17 protein-coding genes are annotated in these 24,953 nt (G+C 43.0%); 13 read left to right on the top strand and 4 right to left on the bottom strand.

All coding sequences use genetic code 11. From position 1 onward, the window contains the following. Positions 1-74 precede the first annotated feature (74 nt). From HWQ44_RS21980 to psbM, 3 genes are all read left to right on the top strand, one after another. Positions 75-212, top strand: coding sequence for a photosystem II reaction center protein K (locus HWQ44_RS21980; protein ID WP_006195022.1), 138 nt, complete (start codon positions 75-77; stop codon positions 210-212). Between the two features lie 185 nt (positions 213-397). Continuing rightward, positions 398-694: a 2Fe-2S iron-sulfur cluster-binding protein gene (locus HWQ44_RS21975; protein ID WP_292723004.1), complete on the top strand. Its 297-nt coding sequence runs from the start codon at positions 398-400 to the stop codon at positions 692-694. Between the two features lie 193 nt (positions 695-887). After that, entirely contained in the window at positions 888-1,004 is a 117-nt protein-coding gene (psbM, locus tag HWQ44_RS21970) for a photosystem II reaction center protein PsbM (protein ID WP_084227279.1), read from the top strand. 90 nt (positions 1,005-1,094) lie between these two features. On the opposite strand, the gene HWQ44_RS21965 is transcribed toward psbM, so the two are convergent. From HWQ44_RS21965 to HWQ44_RS21950, 4 genes are all read right to left on the bottom strand, one after another. Continuing rightward, entirely contained in the window at positions 1,095-1,946 is an 852-nt protein-coding gene (locus HWQ44_RS21965) for a universal stress protein (RefSeq protein WP_292723001.1), read from the bottom strand. A 598-nt stretch (positions 1,947-2,544) separates the two neighbouring features. Further along, a complete protein-coding gene (locus tag HWQ44_RS21960; RefSeq protein ID WP_292722998.1) occupies positions 2,545-4,116 on the bottom strand; it encodes an alkaline phosphatase in 1,572 nt (523 codons plus the stop codon). Between the two features lie 300 nt (positions 4,117-4,416). Continuing rightward, a complete protein-coding gene (locus tag HWQ44_RS21955; protein ID WP_292722995.1) occupies positions 4,417-5,064 on the bottom strand; it encodes a response regulator transcription factor in 648 nt (215 codons plus the stop codon). Positions 5,065-5,303: 239 nt separating this feature from the next. Then, complete coding sequence (locus HWQ44_RS21950) at positions 5,304-6,539, bottom strand: sensor histidine kinase (protein WP_292722991.1); 1,236 nt, start codon at positions 6,537-6,539, stop codon at positions 5,304-5,306. A gap of 375 nt (positions 6,540-6,914) precedes the next feature. Between HWQ44_RS21950 and HWQ44_RS21945 the strand changes: the two genes are divergently transcribed. The 10 genes from HWQ44_RS21945 (at position 6,915) to HWQ44_RS21900 (ending at position 24,768) form a co-directional block, all read left to right on the top strand. Then, a complete protein-coding gene (locus tag HWQ44_RS21945; protein ID WP_292722988.1) occupies positions 6,915-7,298 on the top strand; it encodes a hypothetical protein in 384 nt (127 codons plus the stop codon). Positions 7,299-7,417: 119 nt separating this feature from the next. Further along, positions 7,418-8,698: a S41 family peptidase gene (locus HWQ44_RS21940; RefSeq protein WP_292722986.1), complete on the top strand. Its 1,281-nt coding sequence runs from the start codon at positions 7,418-7,420 to the stop codon at positions 8,696-8,698. A gap of 160 nt (positions 8,699-8,858) precedes the next feature. After that, positions 8,859-9,767 (top strand): hypothetical protein, encoded by a 909-nt coding sequence (locus HWQ44_RS21935; protein WP_292722983.1) that lies wholly within the window; start codon positions 8,859-8,861, stop codon positions 9,765-9,767. Positions 9,768-9,787: 20 nt separating this feature from the next. Continuing rightward, positions 9,788-10,765: an RpoD/SigA family RNA polymerase sigma factor gene (locus HWQ44_RS21930; protein ID WP_292722981.1), complete on the top strand. Its 978-nt coding sequence runs from the start codon at positions 9,788-9,790 to the stop codon at positions 10,763-10,765. A 90-nt stretch (positions 10,766-10,855) separates the two neighbouring features. Beyond that, positions 10,856-12,466 (top strand): efflux RND transporter periplasmic adaptor subunit, encoded by a 1,611-nt coding sequence (locus HWQ44_RS21925; protein ID WP_292722979.1) that lies wholly within the window; start codon positions 10,856-10,858, stop codon positions 12,464-12,466. Next, entirely contained in the window at positions 12,463-15,585 is a 3,123-nt protein-coding gene (locus tag HWQ44_RS21920; protein ID WP_292722976.1) for an efflux RND transporter permease subunit, read from the top strand. Before HWQ44_RS21925 ends, HWQ44_RS21920 begins: the two co-directional genes overlap by 4 nt. Before the next feature lie 66 nt (positions 15,586-15,651). Next, positions 15,652-16,632: an SMI1/KNR4 family protein gene (locus HWQ44_RS21915; protein ID WP_292722973.1), complete on the top strand. Its 981-nt coding sequence runs from the start codon at positions 15,652-15,654 to the stop codon at positions 16,630-16,632. Between the two features lie 91 nt (positions 16,633-16,723). Next, entirely contained in the window at positions 16,724-19,834 is a 3,111-nt protein-coding gene (locus HWQ44_RS21910; RefSeq protein ID WP_292722970.1) for an efflux RND transporter permease subunit, read from the top strand. 650 nt (positions 19,835-20,484) lie between these two features. Next, on the top strand, positions 20,485-20,970 hold the full coding sequence (locus HWQ44_RS21905) for a hypothetical protein (protein ID WP_292722967.1): 486 nt from the start codon (positions 20,485-20,487) through the stop codon (positions 20,968-20,970). 879 nt (positions 20,971-21,849) lie between these two features. Then, positions 21,850-24,768, top strand: a complete 2,919-nt coding sequence (locus HWQ44_RS21900; protein WP_292722963.1) for a calcium-binding protein — start codon at positions 21,850-21,852, stop codon at positions 24,766-24,768. The last annotated feature ends 185 nt before the right edge of the window (positions 24,769-24,953 follow it).

Below are 24,953 nucleotides of genomic sequence, written 5' to 3'. Positions count from 1 at the left end.
TGATCAAGACGCAAACCATGTTAAGATATTTCTCAATTATGAAAGCTGTGTTGGATAGGTGGATTTAAACAAACATGGAAGCAGCACTTTTATTAGCAAAACTGCCTGAAGCTTACCAAATCTTTGATCCCTTGGTGGACGTTCTCCCAGTCATCCCCGTATTCTTCTTGTTGCTTGCTTTCGTTTGGCAAGCAGCCGTAGGATTTAGGTAAGTTAATTTATTTTTCAATTAGATAGGACAGGTAAGTACCTGTCCTATTTTTTTGTAGCGCCGTGTTTTATAAAATTAATATTTATTAATATTTTGTAATGAATTAATATAATAAATATGATGTTAATCAAGCCATGTCAATATGAAGCCTTGAAAGCCAAGCTTACAGTCAAGGAGGAGTCAGTTATGGGTAATATCAAATTCGTTAAAGAGAATAAAGAAATAATAGCGGCAGATGGTGCTAATCTCCGGCTCAAGGCGATACAAAATGGCATTGACATATATACATTGATTGGCAAGATGACCAATTGCGGTGGTAATGGTCAATGTGGTACTTGTGTTGTCGAGATAGTCGAAGGACTAGAAAATCTTTCTCCCCGCACAGACGTAGAAAACCGGAAATTCAAGAAAAAGCCAGAAAATTACCGCCTTGCCTGTCAAACTTTAGTGAATGGCTCAGTCAGCGTAGTCACGAAGCCTTAAATTCTCAAATCTGCCATTGCTTCAATTTGTATCCAGTCAGTAGTCAAAATACTTACCAAAATTGAGTTTACTCATTTTGAATTTTGTTAGCGAGTCCGCGAGTGTTACTTTGAATTTTGAATTGGTATAACTCTGTCATCGATGATGCTATCCTAATGTTGTTGACTGGAAATTCAAGAGAGGTTTTCTTGCCATGCAAGTTAATGACCTGGGATTCATAGCGAGCATTTTGTTCGTACTTGTTCCCGCTGTGTTTTTACTAATTCTTTACATCCAAACTGCTAGCCGCGAAGGTGGAAAAGATAGTTAAGAGTTTGTGTATAAAATAAATAACCCCTGCACCAGTAGTGCAGGGGTTATTATTTATCAATCACCAACTCGTTACTCAACACTTTTGACCTTAAGCGATTGTCCGCGCCAACAATACCGGACAAGTGGCATTAACTCGAACATAGTCAGACAACGAAGAGCCGATGAGTCTGTCTATATCAACAAAACTCTTCGCGATAGATGGACGACGATCTGGAGAACCGAGCAATAATAAGTCTATATTCAACTCCTCTGCCAACCGACAAATTTCTTCACCAGGTTTGCCACTACTGATATAAGAACGAGATTGGACGCCCTGTTTTTCAGCTTCTGCAACAGCGGCCGCTAAAACTGGATTTTTATCTGAGTTAACCTTGGTTATTTCCGATTTTTTACCGCCTAAATCTGTACTAATATTTGCCAAAATTAACTCGCCGCCCGCAATATCTCGCAGTAAAAACAGTGCCAATTTCAAGCAGTTTTTTGCTGAATCAGAGTTATCTATTGCCACCATAATGCGCTTAATTCTTTTGACATAAATATCATCTTTTACCAGCAGCATGGGGCGAGAAGATAGTTGGAAAACATACTGACTGACAGAATTCGATAAAATCGATTGCAGCCGCTTCAGTCCGCGTGAACCCATAATAATCAAGTCAGCGTCGATTTCATCAGCTACTTGGCAAACTACATCTTTGGGATCACCTTCACGCAAAATTGAAGAAACTTGGCTAGGATCTAAGTTCAAAGTTTGAATGGCATTCGCCAGAATTTTACCACCATTTTCCCATTTAGCTGTCATGGTAGCAGCAGTACTTTGTGCATGAACAACATGCAAAATTGTAACTTTTGCAGATTGAATTGAAGGGATTTCTTTCAGGGTTTTGAGCATTTCTTCTGCGTGTCCCAATCCCGATACAGCCAGCAAAATTTTGCTTATCATCTTACGTAATTTTTGTTAAGTTTACTTTTGTTTTCGCTGTTAGTACTTGGCTCTGGTCAGCTTTTTACCGCCTTGCTCGACAACCTAGTTCGTAAGTTGGTACAAATAAACTCTGTTTTTTGGTATTTAACACTCAAACAAATGGCAAATTATAAAAAACTCAACAAATGTTTAAGTTTATTTGCACCTAGTTACTTAAATTATCAACTAGACTTCAATTATTAAGCATACTCTCAATTTAGCCCGAATAACTTAATAAATTATGATGCTAGTTATCATTTTTAATCTATGTTCACTTTTTTTAATTAGAAGTTAGTTAAGTATTGCAAAGAAATGCCAAAAAAACTCTTCAAAAAAACTGATTTAGTGTAATCTTTAACAGGCGATCGCTTCCAGCTTGAATAGTCTATACTACTCCTAAATTTCCCATATTCTCCGCTTTTTTTTAGTCTCTTGCAGTTTTTGTAACTCAGATCGGATAGCTATATCCGAATAGTATCCGATCGGGATGTTCTAATAGTCGGAGTTATATTTCATACTATATTGAAACCCCCCAGATTCTATTTGGGAGGTTTATTTGATTGCTTGTGAGATTTGCTTAACTGAGATATGCTCCTGGTTGTCCGTTTTGGACTACAAACGAAGCTAGGGTTTTCACAGAGGCATTCAAGTCAACGATGCTTGAGACAACGCGGTAGTCACTTTGCCAGCCTTTTGGGGTAAGGTTGCAGCGAACGTATCCTCGGTAAGCACCGTCAAAAAACTTAGTATGGGGATTATTACGTAGGGAAGCTTGAACTGGAGCGATAAATGCGGTGGGAAAATCAGAGGTAATTGAGGTTCCGACAAACTCAGTGCCTACCGTCGCTGAGTTTGGGTTATTAAAGTCAAGCTTCAGGTCGTGTACCCAACTAGAATGGATGTCTCCGGTAATCACTACTGGATTAGAGGGTTGGCGCTGGTTTAGAAAACTTAAGAGCCGATTCCGTGCAGCCACGTAGCCGTCCCACTGATCCAAATTGAAGACACCTGCACCTGAACTACTATTAAAATTGTACTCGGCTAGCATTGTCTGTTGAGCAATCACATTCCAACGCGATCGCGACTGGTCTAACCCTTTTTGTAGCCACTGCTCTTGTTTTGAGCCGGTCATGGTAGCATTGGGATCAAAAGCTTGGGGACAGCGAGGCTTCAGTCCATCATCGCAAGGTTGATTAGTGCGATACTGCCTAGTATCTAGGACATTGAACTCAGCTAAATTACCAAAAGTCAACCGCCGATAAAGCAGCGCATCTGGGCCCTTGGGCAATGAAGACAGACGTAGGGGCATGTGTTCGTAGTAAGCCTGGTAAGCATTGGCTCGCCGTTTCCTAAAAGCCTCTTGGGTTTGGTTGTCTTCGGGGATTAAGTTGGCATAGTTATTGTCAACTTCATGATCATCCCAAGTGACAATCCAGGGAAAAGCTGCATGAGCAGCTTGAAGATTCGGGTCATTTTTGTAGAGGGCGTAGCGATCGCGGTAGTCGGCAAGAGTGATAATTTCTGGACTATTATGCTGGCGAGGGCCACCGGATTGTGGCCCGTATTCGTAGATGTAGTCACCCAGATGAACCACCAGGTCGAGATTTTCATCAGCCAAATGCCGATAAGCCGTATAGTAGCCATTTTGCCAGTCTTGACAAGAGACAAAAGCAAAGTTTAGTTGTCGGATAGGGGCATAAAATGCTGGTGCTGTGCGAGTCCGTCCAATGGGACTAGCTTCCTTACCCGCTTGAAATCGATACCAGTACCAACGGTCAGGGTCTAGTCCAGAAACATCAACATGGACTGAGTGTGCTAACTCTGGTGTCGCCAGCACTGTTCCTTGACGCACAACCCGTCTCATGTTTTCATCCAGAGCAACTTGCCACCGCACTGGAACATTTACGAGTGGCATTCCACCTCCAGAGAGTGGATTTGGAGCCAGTCGTGTCCAGAGAACAACACCATCCGGCAAAGGATCGCCAGAGGCAACACCAAGACTGAATGGATAATCAGAAAACCTAGATTTAGCCAATACCGGATGCCATTGGCTAGCGATTGTTAATCCCGTTAAGAATCCTGCACCCAATAAAAAACTCCGCCGTCTGCACCGATTTGCTAGCAGGCGATCGCCATCCATAAGTTCCATATTCACCCCTACTCAGATGTAAATACAGTTGGCATTGAGGAGGGTCAGTTGTGAAAAGCACAAACAGTGGCTTGATTTGACTTGTCTCCCAATTGCTGCTCAACCAAACACAAGGAACTTAGCAACCCAGGATCAAGCAGAAATTAAGATTTTGTTAAGTTTAAAATTGATTCGGGCAGGGGGCAGGGGAGGAAAGAGAGTTATTTTATTATTAAGCAATTTCTCTTCCCCTGCTTCTCTTCTTCCCCTGCTCCCCCTGCTTCTCTTCTTCCCCTGCCCTCTGCCACTTTTTTTAGAAATTTATTTAATTCCACCAAACAACGAATGGGCAAACAAAGCAGCTTGAGTGCGATCGCGTAAACTCAACCGACTCAGAATATTGGTAACATAATTTTTAACAGTGTTTTCTGAAAGAAACAGCGATTCAGCAATCTCACGGTTATTGGCTCCACAAGCAATTAACCGCAATACATCTAATTCTCTGGCTGTGAGTTGCGCCAATTCTGGAGGGGGTTGTACAGCTGGGACAGGTGCGGCAATCGGTGTGAGTGCTTTCTCAAACAATCCTGGGCCGAGTAAGGTTTGTCCCTTGTAGACAGATAGAATTGCCAACATTAGTTCATCTGGTTCAGTGTCCTTGAGCAAATAGCCCTTTGCACCCAGCCGCATCGCCTGGAAAACATACTCATCATCATCGAAGGTGGTGAGGACGAGAACCTTAATGTCAGGATATTGTTGAGCGATCGCTTTTGTGGTGGCAACTCCATCCATTACAGGCATTCGGATATCCATTAGCACAATATCGGGTTGTAGTGCAGCAATTTGTTCGAGGGCCCGTTGCCCATTTTCCGCCTCACCGATTACCTGCATCTCTGCATTGGACTCAAGCATACTCTTAAGTCCCTGGCGAATAAGATGCTGATCGTCAACTAATAAAATCTGAATCATAAGCATTAGCTTACAGCAATTTTTAGGTATTTAGACCACAACTGATATCGTGTCCGGTTCAAGACTTATCATTAAGACGGCAGGGGAGCAGGGGGCAGGGGGGCAGGGGAGCAGGGGAGCAGGGGAGCAGGGGAGCAGGGGGAAAGAGAGTTTCCTGGTTTTTGCACAGATGCGGGAATTATAACTAATTAGGCGGACATGATATGAGATGGGGAGTAGGGAGTGGGGAGTAGTGTAACTCAATTACTTGAAAAGCCATCTAACAACAGCTTTGATAGTGGTAAAGAAACAGAAATACAGCAACCTGTTCCTAGTTGACTATGGAGATTTAACTGACCGCCCAGTGCAACCGACCGTTCTCGCATTCCTTGTAATCCAAAGCCGGTTGTATTTTGAGTGGGGTTAAATCCTTTTCCATTATCTTCGATTGACAGATGAATCATCCCAGCGTGAGCCAGAAGTTTAACGGTGACACTCGTCGCCTGAGCATGTTTGCAAATATTTGTCAGCGATTCTTGCACAATCCGGTAAAGGGCCGTGTTTACTTCTGTTGGTAAAGTGTGCGGTAAATCAATTTTACAGGACGGTTCAATACTTGTAGTTTGCTGAAAATCTGTCAGTAGCTTTTCAATGGCTGATTTGAGAGATTGCCCTTGCAAAGGATTTGAACGCAAAACCGAAAGCGATCGCCGAATTTCTAGCAGCGCCTCAGCCCCCAATTCTTTTGCTTGTTTGAGAAATGTTAATGCTTTGTCATTATTTGATTGCCAAAATAACAAAGTATTATTAATTTGAATGGTTTGGGCGGCGAGAGTGTGTCCTAACCCATCATGAATTTCGCGGGCAATTCGGTTACGTTCCTGCAAAGTTGCCTGATCTTCAATCCGTAGCGCATACTGACACAGCTGTTGATTGGTGATCTCTAATTGCTGATGGGCAATTTCTAACTGCTCTCGACTTTGGCGCTCTGCAAGCAGGGCATTAATTAACAATAAAGCGAATACCAACGTTAAGCTAAACAATAATATATTACTCAATCGCCAATCCCAGGACATGAGGATCAGCTTATCTGGCATAAAATTCTCAGGTACAATCGGTCTTGATAAAAGCAGTGTTCCATAAGAAAGCAGAGATAAACCCAAGACAGCCAACTGTCCCGATCGCTTAAATATGAGACAACTCCGCATCACCAGTACCAGACACAGCAGGAAAACGGAGCGAGTCGATAAAGTATGTTGAGTTGCTGGCAGCAAAATTAAACCGAATTCCAGGGCTGTATAAATTAATTTTCTTTCCAGCTTCACCATTGGTAGTCTCAAACCCATCAAGCTGAAAGTTGCGATCGCCAGAACTCCTAGCGGCAAAGACCAGGACAACTGAAACGGCAGCAGAACTTCCATGAACACTGCCGTGGCTAATAACAACCACTCTAGGTAAAGCAATAGACGAAACGATGGGTAGGTCAAGCTAACCATAGAACTGTTCCAACTTAATGGACTTTGTGACAAAACCATAGGTATTTTCACAATTTTAGAGGTAAAGGAGGCAGGAGCCTGAGAGATGGACGCTGTTGAGATGAAACCCTCCTTTTTATATAACGAATTTGTTTCTAGTATTGGTAGAGCCGTTCCGACTGATTAATTATTTCTAAATTAGGAAAAAAGTCACAAAAACTTGAGTACTTTTTTACTGGTCAGGTTAGGAATTCTAGCTCATGTGCAAATTCATTCCAACTTCTAAGATTAGCTGGTGTGAGTAAAGCAGCAACTTTTTAAACATCTTCTAAACAGTCATAAACCGAAATTGAGTCAGAACAGTTCTATTACACACAACAAAAACAACAGAAGTAAATGATTAAAAAACAGATAATTTTACCAACCCTGCTACTGGCAACTATCCTGATTGGAGGAATGACAGGTTGCAGCAGTTCTAAGTCTCCAGATGTGTCTCAAGGGAATGATTCTGGCACAAAGGTATCTGATACTTCTGTGCCAAACTCTCCAGCAGCGAATACGCCAGAACGCGCCCAGAAGCGCGAAGAAGTTCGCAAGCAAGTTGAGGCAGTTCTGACCCCAGATCAGGTAAAGGAATTGTCAACGAAATTACAACAAGGTGAAAAAATGCGTAAAGCAGTGTTGAGCCTGAATCTTACTGCTGAACAAAAGACAAAAATTCAGGATATTTTTAAGACTGCCTATCCCCACCGCAAAGGGAAATCTCAAGATAATTCTTAGTAGTATTATCAAAACAGAATTTATGAGTCAGAATTCCGAAGGAATTATCTCCGATTGGAAGTATTCAGCCCTTCATTGATTGCATTCTGAATTCTGGATTATTCTTCAAGAGTTCAAATATGTTTAAACAAAAATTGCTTGTCAAGATAGAACTGGCTGTTATAGCAGCAATCCTTGTAGGAACTAGTCTCTACACTTCCAAAGCTCTAGGGAAAGCCCAACCTAGCTCTCAACAACTGGTGGATGAGGTGTGGCAAATCCTAGATAAAAATTATGTTGATGTCAGTTTTAACCATCAAGATTGGAAAGCTATTCGCCAGCAGTATCTTAGTCGTTCCTATAGTTCCAAGAAACAGGCTTATGGAGCGATTCAAGAAATGGTGGCGAAATTAGGCGATCGCTACACCGAGTTTTTTGACCCCCAGGAATTTCAAGCCCTAAATAACGACATTTCTGGCAACCTCAGTGGTGTAGGGCTGGAACTGGCCCAGAATGAAAAAACTAAAGCCTTAACCGTTGTTGCCCCGATTCAAGGAACCCCTGCTTTTAAAGCGGGTATTTTGCCGGACGATGTAATTGTCCAAATTAATGGTCAAATAACTCAAGGGATGAAAATTGATGATGCCGTGAAGCGAATTCTCGGCCCCGTGGGAACTAAGGTAGTACTCACAATTCAACGGGGTAGCCAATCCCAAACTTTCAAACTTACCCGTGCAAATATTGCCATCCATCCTGTAACTTACAACACGCAAACAACGCCAGCAGGCAAGATTGGTTACATTCGCTTGCCAGAGTTTACGCAAACTGCACCCGCAGAGATGCATCGCGCAATTCAAGCATTAGAAAAACAACAGGTGCAGGGCTACGTTTTGGATCTGCGTTCCGATCCAGGTGGACTACTGGATGCGAGTTTGCAAATTGCCAGTATGTGGTTGAAGCAAGGAGCGATCGTGTCTTTGGTAAATCGAGACCAAGTGAAAGAAAGCTACAATGCGTCGGGACATCCTCTCACGGACAAACCCTTAGTCATACTCGTTGATAAGGGATCTGCTAGCGCCAGCGAAATTCTGTCAGGAGCGTTGCAAGATGATCATCGCGCCACGTTAGTAGGGACTCGCACTTTCGGTAAAGGTTTAGTTCAAGCAGTAGAGCCACTAGAGGATGGTTCAGGGCTGAAATTAACGATCGCTAAATACTACACACCGAAAGGTCGAGATATCAATCATGTCGGCATTGCCCCAGATATTAACGTGGCATTAACCGAGGCACAACAGAAAGCATTAGTGCAAAACCAAACCTTGGGGACATTAGCCGATCCTCAGTATGCTAGCGCCGTTGCTGACCTGAGCAAATTGATTCAGTCTGGGGCCAATCATGTGAGTTTGCAGCGTGGGGAATAAAGGAGGCAGGACAATACAGTTCGGTTAACAAAGTTATCTGTTGAGCGGAGCAGGGAGAGAAGAGAAGCAGGGGAAGAGATAATAACTCTCTTTCTCCCCTGCCCCCTGCCTTCCTTAATAAACACTGTCGTGAACAAGTCAGGAACCGTATCTTTCTATCATGTCAACCCGCAAAGCCCAACGACTTCAAATTTGTGAACCAGTCCCAGGTCTGCAAATCTTGGTTCAACTTAGTAACACTCCTTTAGTGCGGACAATCATAGCTATTGTTACCCACCATCAGCTAGCGATCGTCGGGCTTGTATTTGTTGCCACCTTGGTTTTTTCGATGCGGGAAAATGCCCCCTGGCTGACAGTACCTAAACAGGTAGCGATTGAATTCTTTTCTGCTGTATCCCAGTCTTTAGCTGCTTTATTGGGAGTGTTAATTGTTTTTCTCACCTTTACTAGTCAGTTGATTGCTCAAAGGAGATATGAGGACTACTATACACTTCAGATTCAGATTGACCAACTCATTCGTCTAACTCAATCTCTTCCCCCCGAACTTAGTAACTTTGATGAAACTCTGATAGCACTGATTAACTATTTAGTTCCCTTGCATTTAAAGGATTTTCCCATCTGGGCAACTAGCTCCCAGGTGCTACCTTGGGACAAGCTTTTAGATAATTTCAAGAATGAACATGAGTTGACGCAAGTGCAGCAACAATGCTCCTTAGCTACCCATCTGCACCGACAACAAATTTCACTTGTCATCAATAACATGGAAGAAATACTGGAAAGATTTTCCAGACTTTACAATCGCATCCTAGAGATGAGCCGTTTCATTCTTGCGATCGTCAAGTTGTCATTCCTCTTAGGAGTTTCTCTCGTGTTTTTGCTGTTATTTGGCATTATCGATTTGCAAAGGAAGTTTCCCGATCTCAGCCTACCTGTAATTGTTTCTTTAGCAATTTGGGTATTAATTGCTCTTTTGGAGCTAGTACTTGATACCTGGTTTTTTTATAAAAACCTCTATGGCTCGTCGAGTCACTATCTACGCTTTTTCCCGAATAAAAAATACCCTAATTAATAAGCAGAGGCTAACTCAACATGAGTAACTTAACATTTACAGACACCAAAGTTAGTAACACAAGCAAAGTATCTCAATCTCCAACTGATACAGTCCGTGCTTATCTTCAAGAAATTGGCCGGATACCTCTGTTAACTCAAGAGCAAGAAATTTTTTTTGCTCAACAAGTTCAGCAGATGATGAAAATACTTGCTGAATCGGAAAAACTGACTGTTGAATTAAACCGTACACCCACACCGTCAGAATGGGCTAAGCAAATGCAGTTAAGTGAACAAGAACTACTTCAGCAGTTAAATCAAGGGAAAAAAGCCAAGCAGAAAATGATCGCGTCTAATCTCCGGCTGGTAGTATCAATTGCCAAGCAATATCAGAGACGGAACTTAGAGCTAATGGACTTAATTCAAGAAGGGACTTTGGGTTTAGAGAGAGGGGTTGAGAAATTCAATCCGGCTCTAGGCTACAGATTTTCAACCTACGTTTACTGGTGGATTCGTCAAGGAATTACTAGAGCGATCGCCCAGCAAGGACGAGCAATTAGATTACCGATTCACATCAATGAAAAGTTAAACAAAATTAAGCGTGTTCAGCGAGAGTTATCTCAAAAGCTGGGTCGCATTCCCACCAGTACAGAAATTGCTGATGCACTTTCTTTAAAGCCTAGTCAGATTAGAGACTTTCTACTTTTGGCTCGTCAAACTATCTCCCTCGATCTGCCAGTGGGGGCAGACAAAGATATACAATTACAAGATTTAATAGAAGATTATAGATATTCTGACAATGGCTATACAAATAGGGAATCTCTCAATCAGGAAGTTGAAGCTTTATTGTTAAATCTAAATCGTCAACAACAAGAAGTATTAAATTTACACTTTGGTTTGACAGATGGAGATGAACTTTCTCTAGAACAGATTGGTCAGCGGATGGGTATTAGTCGGGAAAGAGTCAGACAGATAGAAAAACAAGCTCTACAACTTCTATATCGGCAGCTAAATAAGTAAGAAATAAACACATAAAATTTGGATAAGCGGGAGTTGAGGTGGTAAAGGATTTCACTGTTTTTAATAAACTAAAATGCATTGGAGGTTCTGATGAACCATGAAATTTCTAACGAGAGTTTGACTGAGAACAGTATAGAACCGGAGCTACCGCGATCGCCAAAAAAGAAAAAGATTCGGTTGGTAATTTTGGGGGTGATATTGCTGGCTGGGCTGGGGCTTTTTGGTATCCATGCAAGTACAGCCAAGTCAGACAAAACTGAAAAATCTGGCCGTAATAAGCAGCAAGTGACACCTGTAACTGTGGCAATGGTGACACAAAAAACGGTTCCGGTACAATTGCAGGCGATCGGTAATGTGCAATCGGGTTCTACAGTTGCAATTACACCCCAAGCTAGTGGACGGATTATTGGAGTTTATTTCAAGAAAGGTCAAGAGGTGAAAAAGGGACAACTTTTATTTACCCTAGATGACCGATCGCAAGCTGCTGCAATCCAGCAAGCTCAAGGTACTGTCGCGAAAGACCAAGCCTCGGTACAACAAGCCAGAGATACATTAACTAGAGATTTGGGTCAGGTAGACCAAGCTAGAGCCACTTTAATTAAAGACCAAGCCTTGGTGCGACAAGCCCAGGCGAATTTAGCCAAGGATCAAGCGCAAGCAGAATTTGCTCAGGGACAGAGCGATCGCTATAGTGCATTGTATAAGAAGGGCGCGATCAGTTTAGATCAAGCACAGCAATACGTTTCCAACAGCAAATCGGCTACAGCAACCCTCCAAGCAGATCGAGAAGCGATCGCTAATGCTGAAGCAGTTTTGAAAAGCGATCGCGTGGCGCTGACTAATGCTGGCGCAGTTGTGAAGGGGGATCAAGCTGCGATTGTTAATGCTCAAGCCGTTGTCACTTCCGACCAAGGAGCATTAGACAATGCCAAAGTGCAATTGTCTTACTCCAAAATCTATGCCCCAATTGATGGTCGTGCGGGGAATGTTTCGGTGACTCAGGGGAATGTGGTGCAAGCTAACAGCAGTGCTTCGCTGACTCAGGGGAATGCCCTGCAAACCAACAGTACGGCTGGTACGACTAGCAGTTCGACTCCACTTGTTACCATCACCCAAATTCGCCCGATTGAAGTTGCTTTTTCCATTCCCGAAACAAATCTACCCCAAGTGCAAAAGTATATGCAGAATGGCAAGCTGAAGGTAGATGTGACATTCCCCAATAGTCAAGGTCATTCGACACCAGGTGTTTTGACATCTGTTAATAATACGGTTGATAACACGACGGGAACAATTCAACTGATTGGCCAATTTGACAACGCTCAAGGAAACTTATTTCCTGGTCAATTTGTCAATGCAACGTTAACGCTGACTGAAGAACCGAATGCAACGGTTGTTCCCTCCCAAGCCGTGCAGAATGGCCCCGATGGACAGTTTGTTTTTGTAGTTAAGCCAGACATGACAGTAGAAAATGTCCCAGTTACAATTAGCAACACCATTGAGGGGCTAGATGTGGTTCAGAAAGGGCCGCAACCAGGCGATAAAATTGTCACCGATGGTCAAGCGAACCTTGTTTCGGGCAGCAAAATCCGTATCAAAACAGCCGGCAATGACTCAAGTGCAGAGAAGTCTAGAAGAGGAAAGGGGTCAGGGGGCAGGGAGCAGGGGGGAGAACCTTCTAAGTCAGGCGGAGGTGATTCATGAACCTTTCAGAACCATTTATTCGCCGCCCGATCATGACGACTTTGGTGATGACGGCGATTTTGATCTTCGGTTTCATGAGTTATCGCTTGCTGCCCATCAGCGATTTACCAAGTGTGGATTATCCGACAATTCAGGTAAGTGCTTCCCGACCGGGAGCCAGCCCGGAAACGATGGCAGCATCGGTTGCGCGTCCCCTAGAGAAGCAATTTTCTAGTATTGCGGGACTCGATTCGCTCAACTCAACTAGCACTCTGGGACAAACTCAAATTACCCTGCAATTTAACCTGAGTCGGAACATTGATGATGCGGCGCAGGATGTGCAAGCAGCAATATCGGGAGCATCGGGGCAAATTGCGACGGATTTACCTAATCCTCCGACATACAGCAAAGTTAACCCCGCTGATCAACCAATTCTTTACCTTTACCTGGATTCTCCCACACTGCCCCTTTCCCAAGTAGACAATTATGCCGAGACTTATCTAGCGCAAAAGCTATCTACAATCAATGGGGTAGCACAGGTAGCTGTCTACGGTTCCCAAAAATATGCGGCTCGAATTCAACTCGATCCACAGCAATTGGCAACGCGGCAAATTGGGCTAGATCAGGTGGCAACGGCGATTCAACAGGGTAACGTCGATTTGCCCACTGGCAGTCTTTCGGGAAATCACAAGAATTTTACAGTCCAAACTAACGGTCAACTCCAGGATGCAGCTGCTTATCGCCAGCTGATTGTGTCTTATAAAGATGGAATGCCCATCTATCTCAATCAACTAGGTCGGATTGTTGACAGTGTAGAAAATGACAAGGTAGCAAGCTGGTACAACAATACTCGCGCCATTATTCTCACTATTCAAAGACAACCCGGAACCAATACGGTACAAGTTGTAGACACAATTAAGAAATTGCTTCCGAATTTGCGAGACCAGATTCCGGCATCCGTGGAAATTGGGATTCTCTATGATGCATCTCAGTCAATTCGAGATTCGGTGGATGATGTCAGATTTACGTTGATTCTGACGATCGCTCTAGTTATCTTAGTAATTTTCATCTTTTTGCGGAACCTCTCAGCCACGGTGATTCCCAGCTTGGCGTTACCCGTTTCGCTGATTGGCACTTTTGCGGTGATGTATTTGCTGCACTACTCACTAGATAACCTATCGCTGATGGCGTTGACCCTTTCGGTGGGTTTCGTCGTGGATGATGCGATCGTCATGCTAGAAAATATCGTCCGTCATATCGAAATGGGGGAACGTCCCTTAGAAGCGGCGTTGAATGGATCGAGAGAAATTGGTTTCACAATTCTGTCGATGACCCTTTCTTTGGTTGCAGTTTTCATCCCCATGTTGTTCATGAGTGAAGTTCTGGGACGATTATTTCATGAATTTGCTGTGACGATCGCAGTGGCAATTCTCGTCTCTGGTTTTGTGTCTTTGACTCTGACTCCCATGTTGTGCAGCCGTTTTCTGCGTCCTGTAAATCATGCTAATCAAAGTCGGTTATATCAAGCTTCCGAATATGTCTTCGATCGCTTCCTTGGTTTGTACGATTGGAGTCTGAAAAAAGTCTTAAAATATCATCGCACCACGATGATTTTATCTGTTTTTCTATTGGCGGTGACAGTTGGGCTTTTAGTGATAGTTCCCAAAGGCTTTATTCCTAGTGAAGATACCGGACAAATTACAGGTATTACCCAAGCTGCAGAGGATGCATCCTTCGATAATCTTGTCCAGCATCAGCAGACAGTTGCTAACCTAATTCGCCAAGATCCAAATGTGGATGCAGTCAACTCCAATATTGGGGCAGGAGCTAGTGCTAGTGGCGGTGGGGCAGCAGTTGCAGCCAATTCTGGTAGTTTGTTTATTCGGTTAAAACCGCGATCGCAACGCCAACTTGGAGCTGACGAAATCGTGCAAAATTTGCGAACCAAACTCGCCACTGTTCCAGGCATTCAAGTATTCTTACAAAATCCCCCAGCGATACCTATTGGCGCTCAACAAAGCACAGGACTTTATCAAGTTGCACTCCAGAGTTCTGATGTCAAACCCTTACAGGAGTATGTTCCTCAACTTGTTGTCAAGATGAAGGAGATGACAGAACTCCAGGATGTCAACAGCGATTTACAGTTTGCTTCCCAGATCCAAATTGACATTGACCGCGATAAAGCCTCAACTTATGGGATTACCGCCGAGCAAATCGAAAATACCCTGAGAAGTGCCTACGGTTCCTACCAAGTGTCAACCATCTATGCAGCGACCAATGAGTATCAGGTGATTTTGGAATTAGCACCGCAATATCAGGAAGATATCAATGCTTTGTTGACATTGTACATTAACTCCAGCACAGGAGTGGCAGTCCCTCTGAAGACATTCGCCAAACTATCTCAGGGAGTCAGCCCGTTAATGGTCAATCATAACGGTCGGATGAACGCCGCCACTATTTCCTTTAACCTCGCTCCCGGTGTGTCCTTGGGAAATGCCAACGAAGAGATTGAAAAACTGATTAATCAGGTGATTCCTGCCAGCATTAGCACCAGTTTTCAGGGCGCAAGTCAGGTATTTCAAAGTTCACTGCCGAGTTTGGGTTTATTGTTAGCGATCGCCATCTTAGTAATTTATTTGATTCTTGGCGTTCTTTATGAGGATTTCATTCACCCAATTACCATTCTTTCCGGTTTGCCTTCAGCAGGTTTTGGAGCATTGTTAACGCTGATAATATTCCATGTCGAACTTAATGTTTACTCCTTCATCGGCATAATTCTCTTGGTGGGCATCGTCAAGAAAAACGGCATCATGATGGTGGATTTTGCAATTGTTGCCCAGCGAGAAGAATTGAAAAAACCGTCTGAGGCGATTTATCAAGCCTGCTTGGTGCGCTTTCGTCCAATTATGATGACGACGATGGCAGCATTAATGGGAACCTTGCCTATTGCGATCGGATTTGGGGCTGGCTCCGAATCCCGGCGTCCTCTAGGTATTGCAGTTGTGGGCGGACTGGTGTTTTCTCAGATATTGACCCTGTATTTAACTCCTGTGTTCTATATCTACATGGAATCATGGCGGAACAAGCTCAATCAAGTGAAGTTCCGGCGGGTATTTTCATTTACAGGCGGGCGATCGTAATGTTCAATTATCTGAAAACCAAGACTAAATCTAATTTTCTGAATTACAAATTCCAATTAAATACTTATGTCGGATCTTCAAGATGCATTAACCCGAATTCATTACTGGTTTACAAACAAATATCCAGCAAAGATTTCATCCTTGGCATCAGGTTTAAGTCCATTGGAAATAGATAATTTGTTGAGTATTTTATCTTTTAAAGTATCCAACGAAGTTAAGGAAATTTATCAATGGTCAAATGGATATTCCAAATATGAATGTGCAGATGATTGGATATTTTATTATATGTTCCTTTTAAATTTAGAGTCAGCAGTGAAAGAAGCTCAAACTTGGGTAGAGGAACATGAAGAAATAAACCTGATGTATAAGTATGCAGGTAAACCTGTCTTGCCAATCTGTATATCGGATATGGAGTTTTTAGCAGTTGTTGCAACTGATGATGAACAAACAACTTCTCCTGTAATTCATATTTCCGAAATTGCTGAAATTTCACTGCAATACACCAATTTAACAGCTATGATGTTGACTCTAGCGGAATCTTACGAGACTGGGGGATTGTTCATTGGTCGTAACGGTTACATAGAGAAAGATGAGAAAAAGTATGCTGCTGTATATCGAAATTACAACTTAGGAATTACAGACTTAGCTCTCGAAAGATTTCTGAAAATATTTCCTGAAGATTCCTCTTGGCAAACCGTACAACTACTTCATGAAGACCTATCTATGATTAATAGCTATGCAATAGAAATTCCACAAAATAACCTGAAAACTAAAGTAGTTAATACTCTTCTGAATCTACTGCAAGATGAAAAACATGATTCAGGTTTTTCTGTAGTAATAGTACTCGAAGAACTTCGAGCAGTAGATGCATTAATTCAAGGACTCCAACACCCTAGCAAATGGGTTCGTAGTAGAGCAGCATTTGCTTTAGGAAAAATCAAAGCATTTGAGGCTGTGGAGTTTGTCTCGCAGCTTTTAGAAGATCCAGATCCAGTTGTTCAAGAAGCAGTTAAGGAGGCATTAGAGATGTTTAAAAATCAAAGATAGAGTTATTGCACCTATTACAGGTTTATCAAATTCACGTTGAAATTATATTTAGCGATCGCATCGCTACCACATTTCTGGGAGAACACAACTCATGAACCTTTCAGAACTCTTCATTCGTCGTCCGGTCATGACCACTTTGGTAATGATGGGTATCCTTATCTTCGGTCTCATGAGTTATCTATTGTTACCCATCAGTGCGCTGCCTAACGTTGAATATCCTTTTATTTCTGTCTCTGCTAGTCTCCCTGGTGCCACCCCAGAAACAATGTCATCTTCGGTCGCCGCACCCCTAGAAAGACAGTTTACCGAAATTGCCGGACTCAATTCATTCAATTCCACCAGTTCAACTGGCAGCACCAACATCTCCCTACAATTTGACTTTAGCCGCAGAGTGGAAGATGCCGCCAAAGATGTACAGGCAGCCATTTCAGCCGCAGCCGGACAACTGCCCGCCGGAATGCCTCATCCGCCCACCTACCGCAAAGTCAACCCATCTGTCTCACCGATTCTCTTCCTCTATATGTATTCTGAGACACAGCCAATCTCGACAGTAGATGAATACGCAGAGGTAACGGTTGGTCAGCCCATCTCGATGATTAATGGTGTTGCTCAGGTACAGGTTTTTGGTCAACAGCAATATGCAGTCCGCGTCCAGCTTGACCCGCGAGAGTTGGCATCGCGGGGAATTGGTCTAAGTCAGGTAAAAACTGCAATTCAACAGGGAAATGTCAACTTACCAACAGGTAGTCTTTCTAACACTTACAAAACCTATACGATTCAGGCTAACGGTCAACTCACCGATGCTGCCAGTTATCGCCAGCTGATTGTAACTTACAAAAATGGTGCGCCCGTGCGGCTTCAGGATTTGGGGCAAGTAATTGACAGCGAACAAAACGTCAAAGTCTCAAATTTGTATAGTGATCGCAAGGTGACAAACCGCCATTCCGTTGTTCTCGCTGTACAGCCGCAACCGGGTGCTAATACTGTAAATATTGTTGATGCCATCCAGGAACTTTTACCTACACTCCGCGAACAAGTTCCCAAATCGATTGAGATGGGGATTATGTACGATCGCTCCCAAACCATCCGAGCCTCTGTCAATGATGTGAAATTTACCTTGGTTCTCTCGGTTTGTCTAGTTATCTTGGTGATTTTCTTATTTTTACGTGATATCACGGCGACGCTAATTCCCAGTTTGGCGCTACCTGTAGCGATCATTGGCACTTTTGCGGTGATGTATCTATCGGGCTTCTCCCTAGACAACCTTTCACTCATGGCGTTGACCCTCTCCGTGGGCTTTGTCGTGGATGATGCGATCGTGGTGTTGGAAAATATCGTCCGTTATCGGGAAATGGGCGAATCTCCCCTAGATGCGGCATTGAAGGGATCAAAGGAAATCAGCTTCACCATTTTGTCGATGACCCTTTCCCTGGTGGCAGTGTTCATCCCGATCATGTTTATGAGCGGAATAATCGGTAAATTATTTCATGAATTTGCCGTGACGATCGCTGTGGCAATTTTGGTTTCGGGTTTTGTTTCCCTCAGTCTCACTCCCATGTTGTGTAGTCGTTTCTTAAGTTCATCCCATCAGCAAAGACCAAATCTGCTGTATCGAGTCTTAGAAGGGGGATTTGATTTACTACTGCGGGGATATGATTGGACGCTCAAGCCGATTTTAAAATACCGCCTGATGACGCTTATTGGTTCTGGCATTCTGCTGGTAATGACCGTCTATCTGTTCGTCATCGTTCCCAAAGGATTTATTCCTACAGAAGACACCGGACAACTGATGGCGAACACCAAAGGAGCGCAAGATATTTCTTTTGATGATATGCGGCTTCACCAACAAAAGGTAGTTGACATCATTCGTAAAGACCCCAACATTGAAGCAGTTGACTCGATTGTGGGTGCAAGTGGCCCTAATGCATCAGTCAACTCTGGGCGAATTACGATTCGGCTCAAGCCACGTTCTCAACGTCAACTCAGTGCTGACCAAATCATTCAAGAGTTAACCCCCAAGCTGAGACGTGTAGTTGGGGTTAAGACATTCCTCCGTTCTCCGCCAGCTATTCCCATCGGTGGACAACAAACCAATTCTACTTATCAGTTCACGTTGCAGAGTTTAAATCTGCAAGACTTGCGCCAATACGTTCCTAAACTTGTAGATAAAGTCAAAACTTTACCAGGACTGCGGGACGTTGACAGCGATTTACAACTCAGCACTCCCCAAATCCAAGTCCAATTTAACCACAACAAAGCCGCAACCCTGGGGATTACTGCCCAACAAGTTGAACAAACCCTTAGCGCGGCTTATGGTTCCAGTCAAGTGTCAACTATCTATACCCCAAATGACCAATTCTATGTAATCTTAGAAGTGAAACCAGAATTTCAGCGAGATCCCAGCGCCTTATCGATGCTATATGTGCAATCGAGTACTGGAAAACTGGTTCCTTTGAGTGCGATCGCTAATATTACCCAAAATGTCGGCCCCCTGACTGTGACTCACGTTGCTCAACTCCCCTCTGCAACTATCTCTTTCGACACACTCCCAGGAACATCTCTAAGTCAGGCTACCGATGCCATCAAGCAAGCAGCCAGTGAGGTGCTACCCTCAACAATTACCCCCAGCTTTCAGGGTTCAGCCCAAACTTTTCAGCAGTCCTTCAACGATTTAGGCGTGCTGTTGTTGGTGTCTATTTTAGTCATCTATCTAATTCTCGGTATCCTCTATGAGGATTTCATTCACCCAATCACCATTCTTTCTGGTCTACCTTCGGCGGGTTTTGGCGCATTATTGACGCTGCTGATTTTCCAGGTTGATTTAAATCTTTACTCTTTCATCGGCATAATCCTGCTAGTGGGTATCGTCAAGAAAAATGGCATTATGCTGGTAGATTTTGCCATTGAAGCGCAGCGAAAGGAAGGAAAAAATTCCTTTGATGCCATCTATGCCGCTTGCTTGACTCGTTTCCGTCCAATTATGATGACGACGATGGCAGCTTTAATTGGCACACTCCCCATTGCTCTGGGGACAGGAGTAGGTTCAGAAGCGCGTCGTCCTCTGGGGATTGCGATCGTTGGGGGATTGCTGTTCTCTCAAATATTGACTCTCTATCTGACTCCAGTATTTTATATTTACATGGAGACATGGCGGAAAAAGCTTGGCCAACCTAAGTTTTACCGCTTTTTCTTCAAAACTTAGCAAGAGAATGGCAGACTTCTTAAGATGAAACTCATACTACTTAACAGTACGTCACATCTTGCACCTAGCCCTAGCGATTAGAAATCGCGGCTATACAAACAAAGTCCGCCTACGCAAACTAACGCAAAATCAAGGCTTTTCAACCTGCGGAGGCGACTAGAAGTCTCGTGTAGCCGCGACTTCTAGTCGCCTGGTGCAAGATATAATATCAAGTCCGATTAATTACTTATGATTACCGCATCCGTGCAAAAATCAGGAAAACCTCTTTCTCCCTGCTCCCTGCACCCCTGCGGTCTAAATGATAAGTCTTTACCCGAACATGATATAAGGTACTCTTCCGTTGCGCTTGTCGTTACAAGGTACTTGCCATCATTTAAATAACTTTATTCCCAACTTTTTAGCCGCTTCTTTTCAAAAACGGCTGAAAATTTATGTGTTTCTTGAGAAACGACAAATCCCTCTCAAGTCATAGATGCATTCTGTGCTGTGGTAGAAGATTTTTTGATTCTACTTCAGTATCGTACTAAATGAACAAATTATTAGATCAATCATAATTTTTCCGATCTTTATCTAATCCCCAGTTTCTTTTTCTTACAGAAAAATAACTCTTAAGGTCATGTTGTTAGCAGATAAATAATCTTAGAAAAACAATGAAAAACATGGATAACCCGAACAAAGCTGATAGTAAAAAAAATAATTCTGAGCAGCAGACAGTAGAGACCGAAACTGATATGTCTTCATCATCTAACGAACTGAGACAGATAAACAAAACAATTAATATAGATGGTCAACGCCCAGTTGATCCGAGTAACATTCAAATTAAGGAAACAATTAATGTAGATGGTCAACGCCCAATTGTGAAGGATGCAAATCATTCTGATAAAACAATTAATATAGATGGTCAACGCCCAATTGCTAAGAGCGCTTTTCCAGAAAATGACATGCTAACTGTAGAGAGTAAACGTCCAATTGATCCTAGTGATTTAGAGGTTGAGGAAATTCTTGATATAGACGGTCAACGTCCGATCGCTAAGAGTAATTTTCCAGTTCAGGATACTCTAGAGATAGATGGTAGCCGCCCAATAGTTTCAAATAACACTGTTGATTCGCAAATACCAACGGATTATGTAGACTAAAATCGCGATCTTGTTTGATATTGTCACTGCGTTGAGGGCATTTGTAATGCTGTGGCCTTGACCATAAAATGACCACAATTGTGAATCATCACTTGGCTACTTGTTAGTTAAAGTAAAAGCTTGCCGAACTTAGAGCTTTACTGGCTTTATGGTCGAATAGCTCTATTGTATGCGATTAGGGGGCGGGTACGCCATCGCAAAGGGTGCATCGCTCTCTTACCCCCCCCTTGAACGGTTACAAATATGAAGAGGATGCAAAGATTTTTTGAAAAGATAGACATCTAAGTAAATATTCGATATTAAGTTATTGTCGGGTTATTTTAATGTTTCCTATTTTACAGATAGAAATTTAAGGGCGATGCCTACGGCGGCAAGCTACGCCAACAACGAATGCATAAAGATTTCTTGTTTTATGCTGTCTGTCTCAAGTGTTCTCTATTTTGAAATTAGTAAGACTTATGCATTGACAAATCAACTAATTTTTGTACAGTCCTTAAGAGGATGTTTGAAAAGTTTTTTTGGTAACATCTAAGCCTCGAAAACCTAACCCCCCAGCCCCCATTCTCTTGTACGGAATGGGGGTTTTAAAGCCGATCGACCTTTCGGGGAGAGCGATGGAAGCGGGATTTTGAGTATACTTTACAACTTTTCAAAGAACCTCTAAGACTTAGATAGTCCTCAATATTGGAATAAGTAATGTGTCCAAGCGAATTAAAGGGGAAATCTTTAATGAACAATTGGCGAGTCTATCTAAAGAGTGAATAATATAATATGCCGAAAATTTCAACTTTTGGCATATTATTTGTGCTAAAAAACAGTCCTAACTCGATTATTGACAACTAAAGTTACTCCAAAAATCGATTCAAGTAGAAAAAACTTATGGCAATTATCATTGGAACCAACGGTAACGATACCCTACAGGGATTTTCCGAGCAGGATTTTTTCGACACCATAACCACCGTAACTGGTGGCGGTGACAAGGATATATTTGTTTACAGGAATGATGTAGGTTCCTATACCAGCGTAATCACTGATTTCGGTGGGGTAGGTGAAGGAAAAAACCCCACAGCAGCAGTCATTGCTGAAGTGGACACCCTAAATTTCCAGAACAATAATGACTTCACTGCCCAAAACTTGATCCTCACCCAGAATGGCAATAATCTGGAAATCAACTTTCAAGGGTTTATTTTTCGCACAATCATCTTGGAAAACTTTGCCCTGGAAAACCTGGAAAACCTCACCAAATCCACTGGAGCCACTGTAGATTTAGGCAATATTCTGTTTTATGGGCAAACTACCATCACCGACAGCTTTGATGTCTTCAATGCTAACTCCACTCAAAGCACTGTCTTTAAAAAAAACACAGTCACTTTCCTAAACGACCTATCCAACAATGTTAGTGGATTTGACAATTCAAATGATGTGATCAATGGTCAAGGGGGTAATGACATTATTGAAGGCTTAAGTGGCAATGACATTTTGAAGGGTGGTGCGGGCAATAATACCCTTAACGGTGGTGTTGGTGACGACTTTTTGGATGCTGACTCCCCCTCAGGCAATAATCTGCTTAATGGTGGCGATGGCAATGATTCTCTGACAGCCTCTGGCAGCGACGAGTACAACGCCTACTACGGAGAAGTCGATGATCGCTCTTTCGGCAATAATACGCTCAACGGTGGTGCTGGTGATGATACTTTAAATGCTAGTGGTTCATTCGGCGATAACCTCTTAGATGGGGGCGATGGCAATGATTCTCTCTCCATCTCTGGGAGTGTAAGCAGTGAGCAGTACACATCGTCCAACTCTCGCTCAGATGGCGATAACACCCTCAACGGTGATGCTGGTAATGATACTTTAAATGCTAGTGGTTCATCAGGCGATAACCTGCTTTTTGGAGGTGATGGCAATGATTTTCTCTCCATCTCTGGTTTTCTTTACCAATATTATGACTCCGGCTACGACTCTCGCTCATCTGGCAATAACCTCCTCTCTGGGGGCGATGGCAATGATACTCTAACAGCCTCTGGTGCCACTGGTAATAATACCCTCAACGGTGGTAATGGCGATGATAGCCTTACAGGCGGCGATGGTAAGGATAGCCTCACGGGCGGCGGTGGTAAGGATAAATTTGTTTACAAAGGCTTAAGCAACGACAGGATTAATACTGGCACTCATACGATCGCCGATTTTACTGGAGTAGGTAAAGGAACAAACCCCACAGCAGCAGTCATAGCCGAAGTGGATACTCTGATATTCCAGGACTCTCGTGCCTTCACTGCCGACAATTTGCTTCTCACCCAGAATGGCACAAGTTTGGAAATCAGCTTTCAAGGGTATGATAATACCAGATTTATCCTGGAAAACTTTGCCCTGGAAAACCTGGAAAACCTCACCAAATCTACTGGAGCTACCGTAGATTTGGGCAATATTCTGTTTTATGGGCAAACTACCCTCACCGACAGCTTTGATGTCTTTGATGCTAACTCCACCCAAAGCACTGTCTTTAAAAAAAACACAGTCACCTTCCTAAACGACCTATCCAACAATGTTACTGGATTTGACAATTCAAATGATGTGATCAATGGTCAAGGGGGTGATGACATTATTGAAGGCTTAAGTGGCAATGACATTTTGAGGGGTGGCGATGGCAATAATATTCTCAACGGTGGCGATGGCAATGATACTCTCAATGGTGGCACTGGCAATAACACCCTCAATGGAGGGAATGGCGATGATTCTTTAAATTTCTACTCCCTATCTACGTTAGTGACTCAAACAGTAGACGGGGGAACAGGTAACGACACCTTGTCTTTCAGTTATAGCAGTGCTACTACGGGAATTACTTCGACTTTCAATCCTACTACTAACATTGCAATAATTTCTACGACGGCGGACACAAAAGTGTTTAACTACAAGAATATCGAACAATTAAATATCATAGGTACAGACTACGATGATTATCTTGTGGGAAGCAATGGTAATGATACGCTCCGCTCAGGCAATGGTAACGATACAATAGATGGCGGCGCTGGTGAAGACTTCTTGGATATTAGTCTTTCAACAGGGGATCACCTCCTCAATGGAGGCAATGGCAATGATTCTTTACAGGTCTTGAGTTACATTTACGACGAATACGGAAATTTTGTTGAAAATGGCGTATCTGGCGATAACACCCTCAACGGTGGTGCTGGTAACGATACATTGAATGTTTACGGTTCAGCAGACGATAATCTATTAGATGGGGGTGATGGTAATGATTTCCTCTCTGCTACTAACACCTCTGGTGAGAACATCCTCAACGGTGGTGTTGGTAACGATACATTGAATATTGGCACTTTTACAGGCAATAATCTATTAAATGGGGGCGATGGTAATGACTTCCTGATAGCCTCTTCTGCCTCAAATAATAATACCCTGAAAGGTGGCAATGGTGATGATACCCTCATAGGTGGCTATGGTAATGATAGTCTCTATGGGGAAGGTGGTACTGATACCTTTGTTTTCGATACTTTCTTCAATGAAGGTCTTAATCTGATACGTGACTTCGATGCCACTAATGAACTAATTCAGGTGGGGACTGCGAGTTTTAGTGGCGGTTTATCAGCAGGTGTACTTAAGACAAGTCAGTTTACACTTGGAGAATCTGCAACCACTAGCACCCAGCGATTTATTTATAACTCCACTACAGGTGCATTGTTCTTTGACCTAGATGGTAGTGCAGGCGCATTTACTCAGGTACAATTTGCAGGATTATCTCCTGGGTTGTCACTCACGAACAACAATTTTGTGGTTGTTTAATCGTTATTAGAGTTCCATCATTTAGCCGCAGAGGACAAGAATAAGACTTACGCACTAGAGCCTAGATCCCCCTAGCCCCCAATCAATTGGGGGGAACTTCTAAAGCCCCTTTTTTTGGACTATCTGAATTGAATAGCACTAAGAAAAGCTCTAAGTTATTCATAGTTATTTCTAACGGTACAAGA

The sequence above is a fragment of the Nostoc sp. JL34 genome, from assembly GCF_017114945.1.
Taxonomy (GTDB): Bacteria; Cyanobacteriota; Cyanobacteriia; order Cyanobacteriales; family Nostocaceae; genus Nostoc.
The sequence above is the reverse complement of the archived record's forward strand: the minus strand, read 5'-3'. Positions and strand labels throughout refer to the sequence as shown.

Coding starts and splice junctions, on each gene's coding strand:
- psbM (WP_084227279.1), top strand. CDS start 888: ATGCAAGTTAATGACCTGGGATTCATAGCGAGCATTTTGTTCGTACTT.
- HWQ44_RS21950 (WP_292722991.1), bottom strand. CDS start 6,539: ATGGTTAGCTTGACCTACCCATCGTTTCGTCTATTGCTTTACCTAGAG.
- HWQ44_RS21910 (WP_292722970.1), top strand. CDS start 16,724: ATGAACCTTTCAGAACTCTTCATTCGTCGTCCGGTCATGACCACTTTG.
- HWQ44_RS21945 (WP_292722988.1), top strand. CDS start 6,915: ATGATTAAAAAACAGATAATTTTACCAACCCTGCTACTGGCAACTATC.
- HWQ44_RS21925 (WP_292722979.1), top strand. CDS start 10,856: ATGAACCATGAAATTTCTAACGAGAGTTTGACTGAGAACAGTATAGAA.
- HWQ44_RS21955 (WP_292722995.1), bottom strand. CDS start 5,064: ATGATTCAGATTTTATTAGTTGACGATCAGCATCTTATTCGCCAGGGA.
- HWQ44_RS21980 (WP_006195022.1), top strand. CDS start 75: ATGGAAGCAGCACTTTTATTAGCAAAACTGCCTGAAGCTTACCAAATC.
- HWQ44_RS21930 (WP_292722981.1), top strand. CDS start 9,788: ATGAGTAACTTAACATTTACAGACACCAAAGTTAGTAACACAAGCAAA.
- HWQ44_RS21905 (WP_292722967.1), top strand. CDS start 20,485: ATGAAAAACATGGATAACCCGAACAAAGCTGATAGTAAAAAAAATAAT.
- HWQ44_RS21940 (WP_292722986.1), top strand. CDS start 7,418: ATGTTTAAACAAAAATTGCTTGTCAAGATAGAACTGGCTGTTATAGCA.
- HWQ44_RS21965 (WP_292723001.1), bottom strand. CDS start 1,946: ATGATAAGCAAAATTTTGCTGGCTGTATCGGGATTGGGACACGCAGAA.
- HWQ44_RS21935 (WP_292722983.1), top strand. CDS start 8,859: ATGTCAACCCGCAAAGCCCAACGACTTCAAATTTGTGAACCAGTCCCA.
- HWQ44_RS21920 (WP_292722976.1), top strand. CDS start 12,463: ATGAACCTTTCAGAACCATTTATTCGCCGCCCGATCATGACGACTTTG.
- HWQ44_RS21975 (WP_292723004.1), top strand. CDS start 398: ATGGGTAATATCAAATTCGTTAAAGAGAATAAAGAAATAATAGCGGCA.
- HWQ44_RS21915 (WP_292722973.1), top strand. CDS start 15,652: ATGTCGGATCTTCAAGATGCATTAACCCGAATTCATTACTGGTTTACA.
- HWQ44_RS21900 (WP_292722963.1), top strand. CDS start 21,850: ATGGCAATTATCATTGGAACCAACGGTAACGATACCCTACAGGGATTT.
- HWQ44_RS21960 (WP_292722998.1), bottom strand. CDS start 4,116: ATGGAACTTATGGATGGCGATCGCCTGCTAGCAAATCGGTGCAGACGG.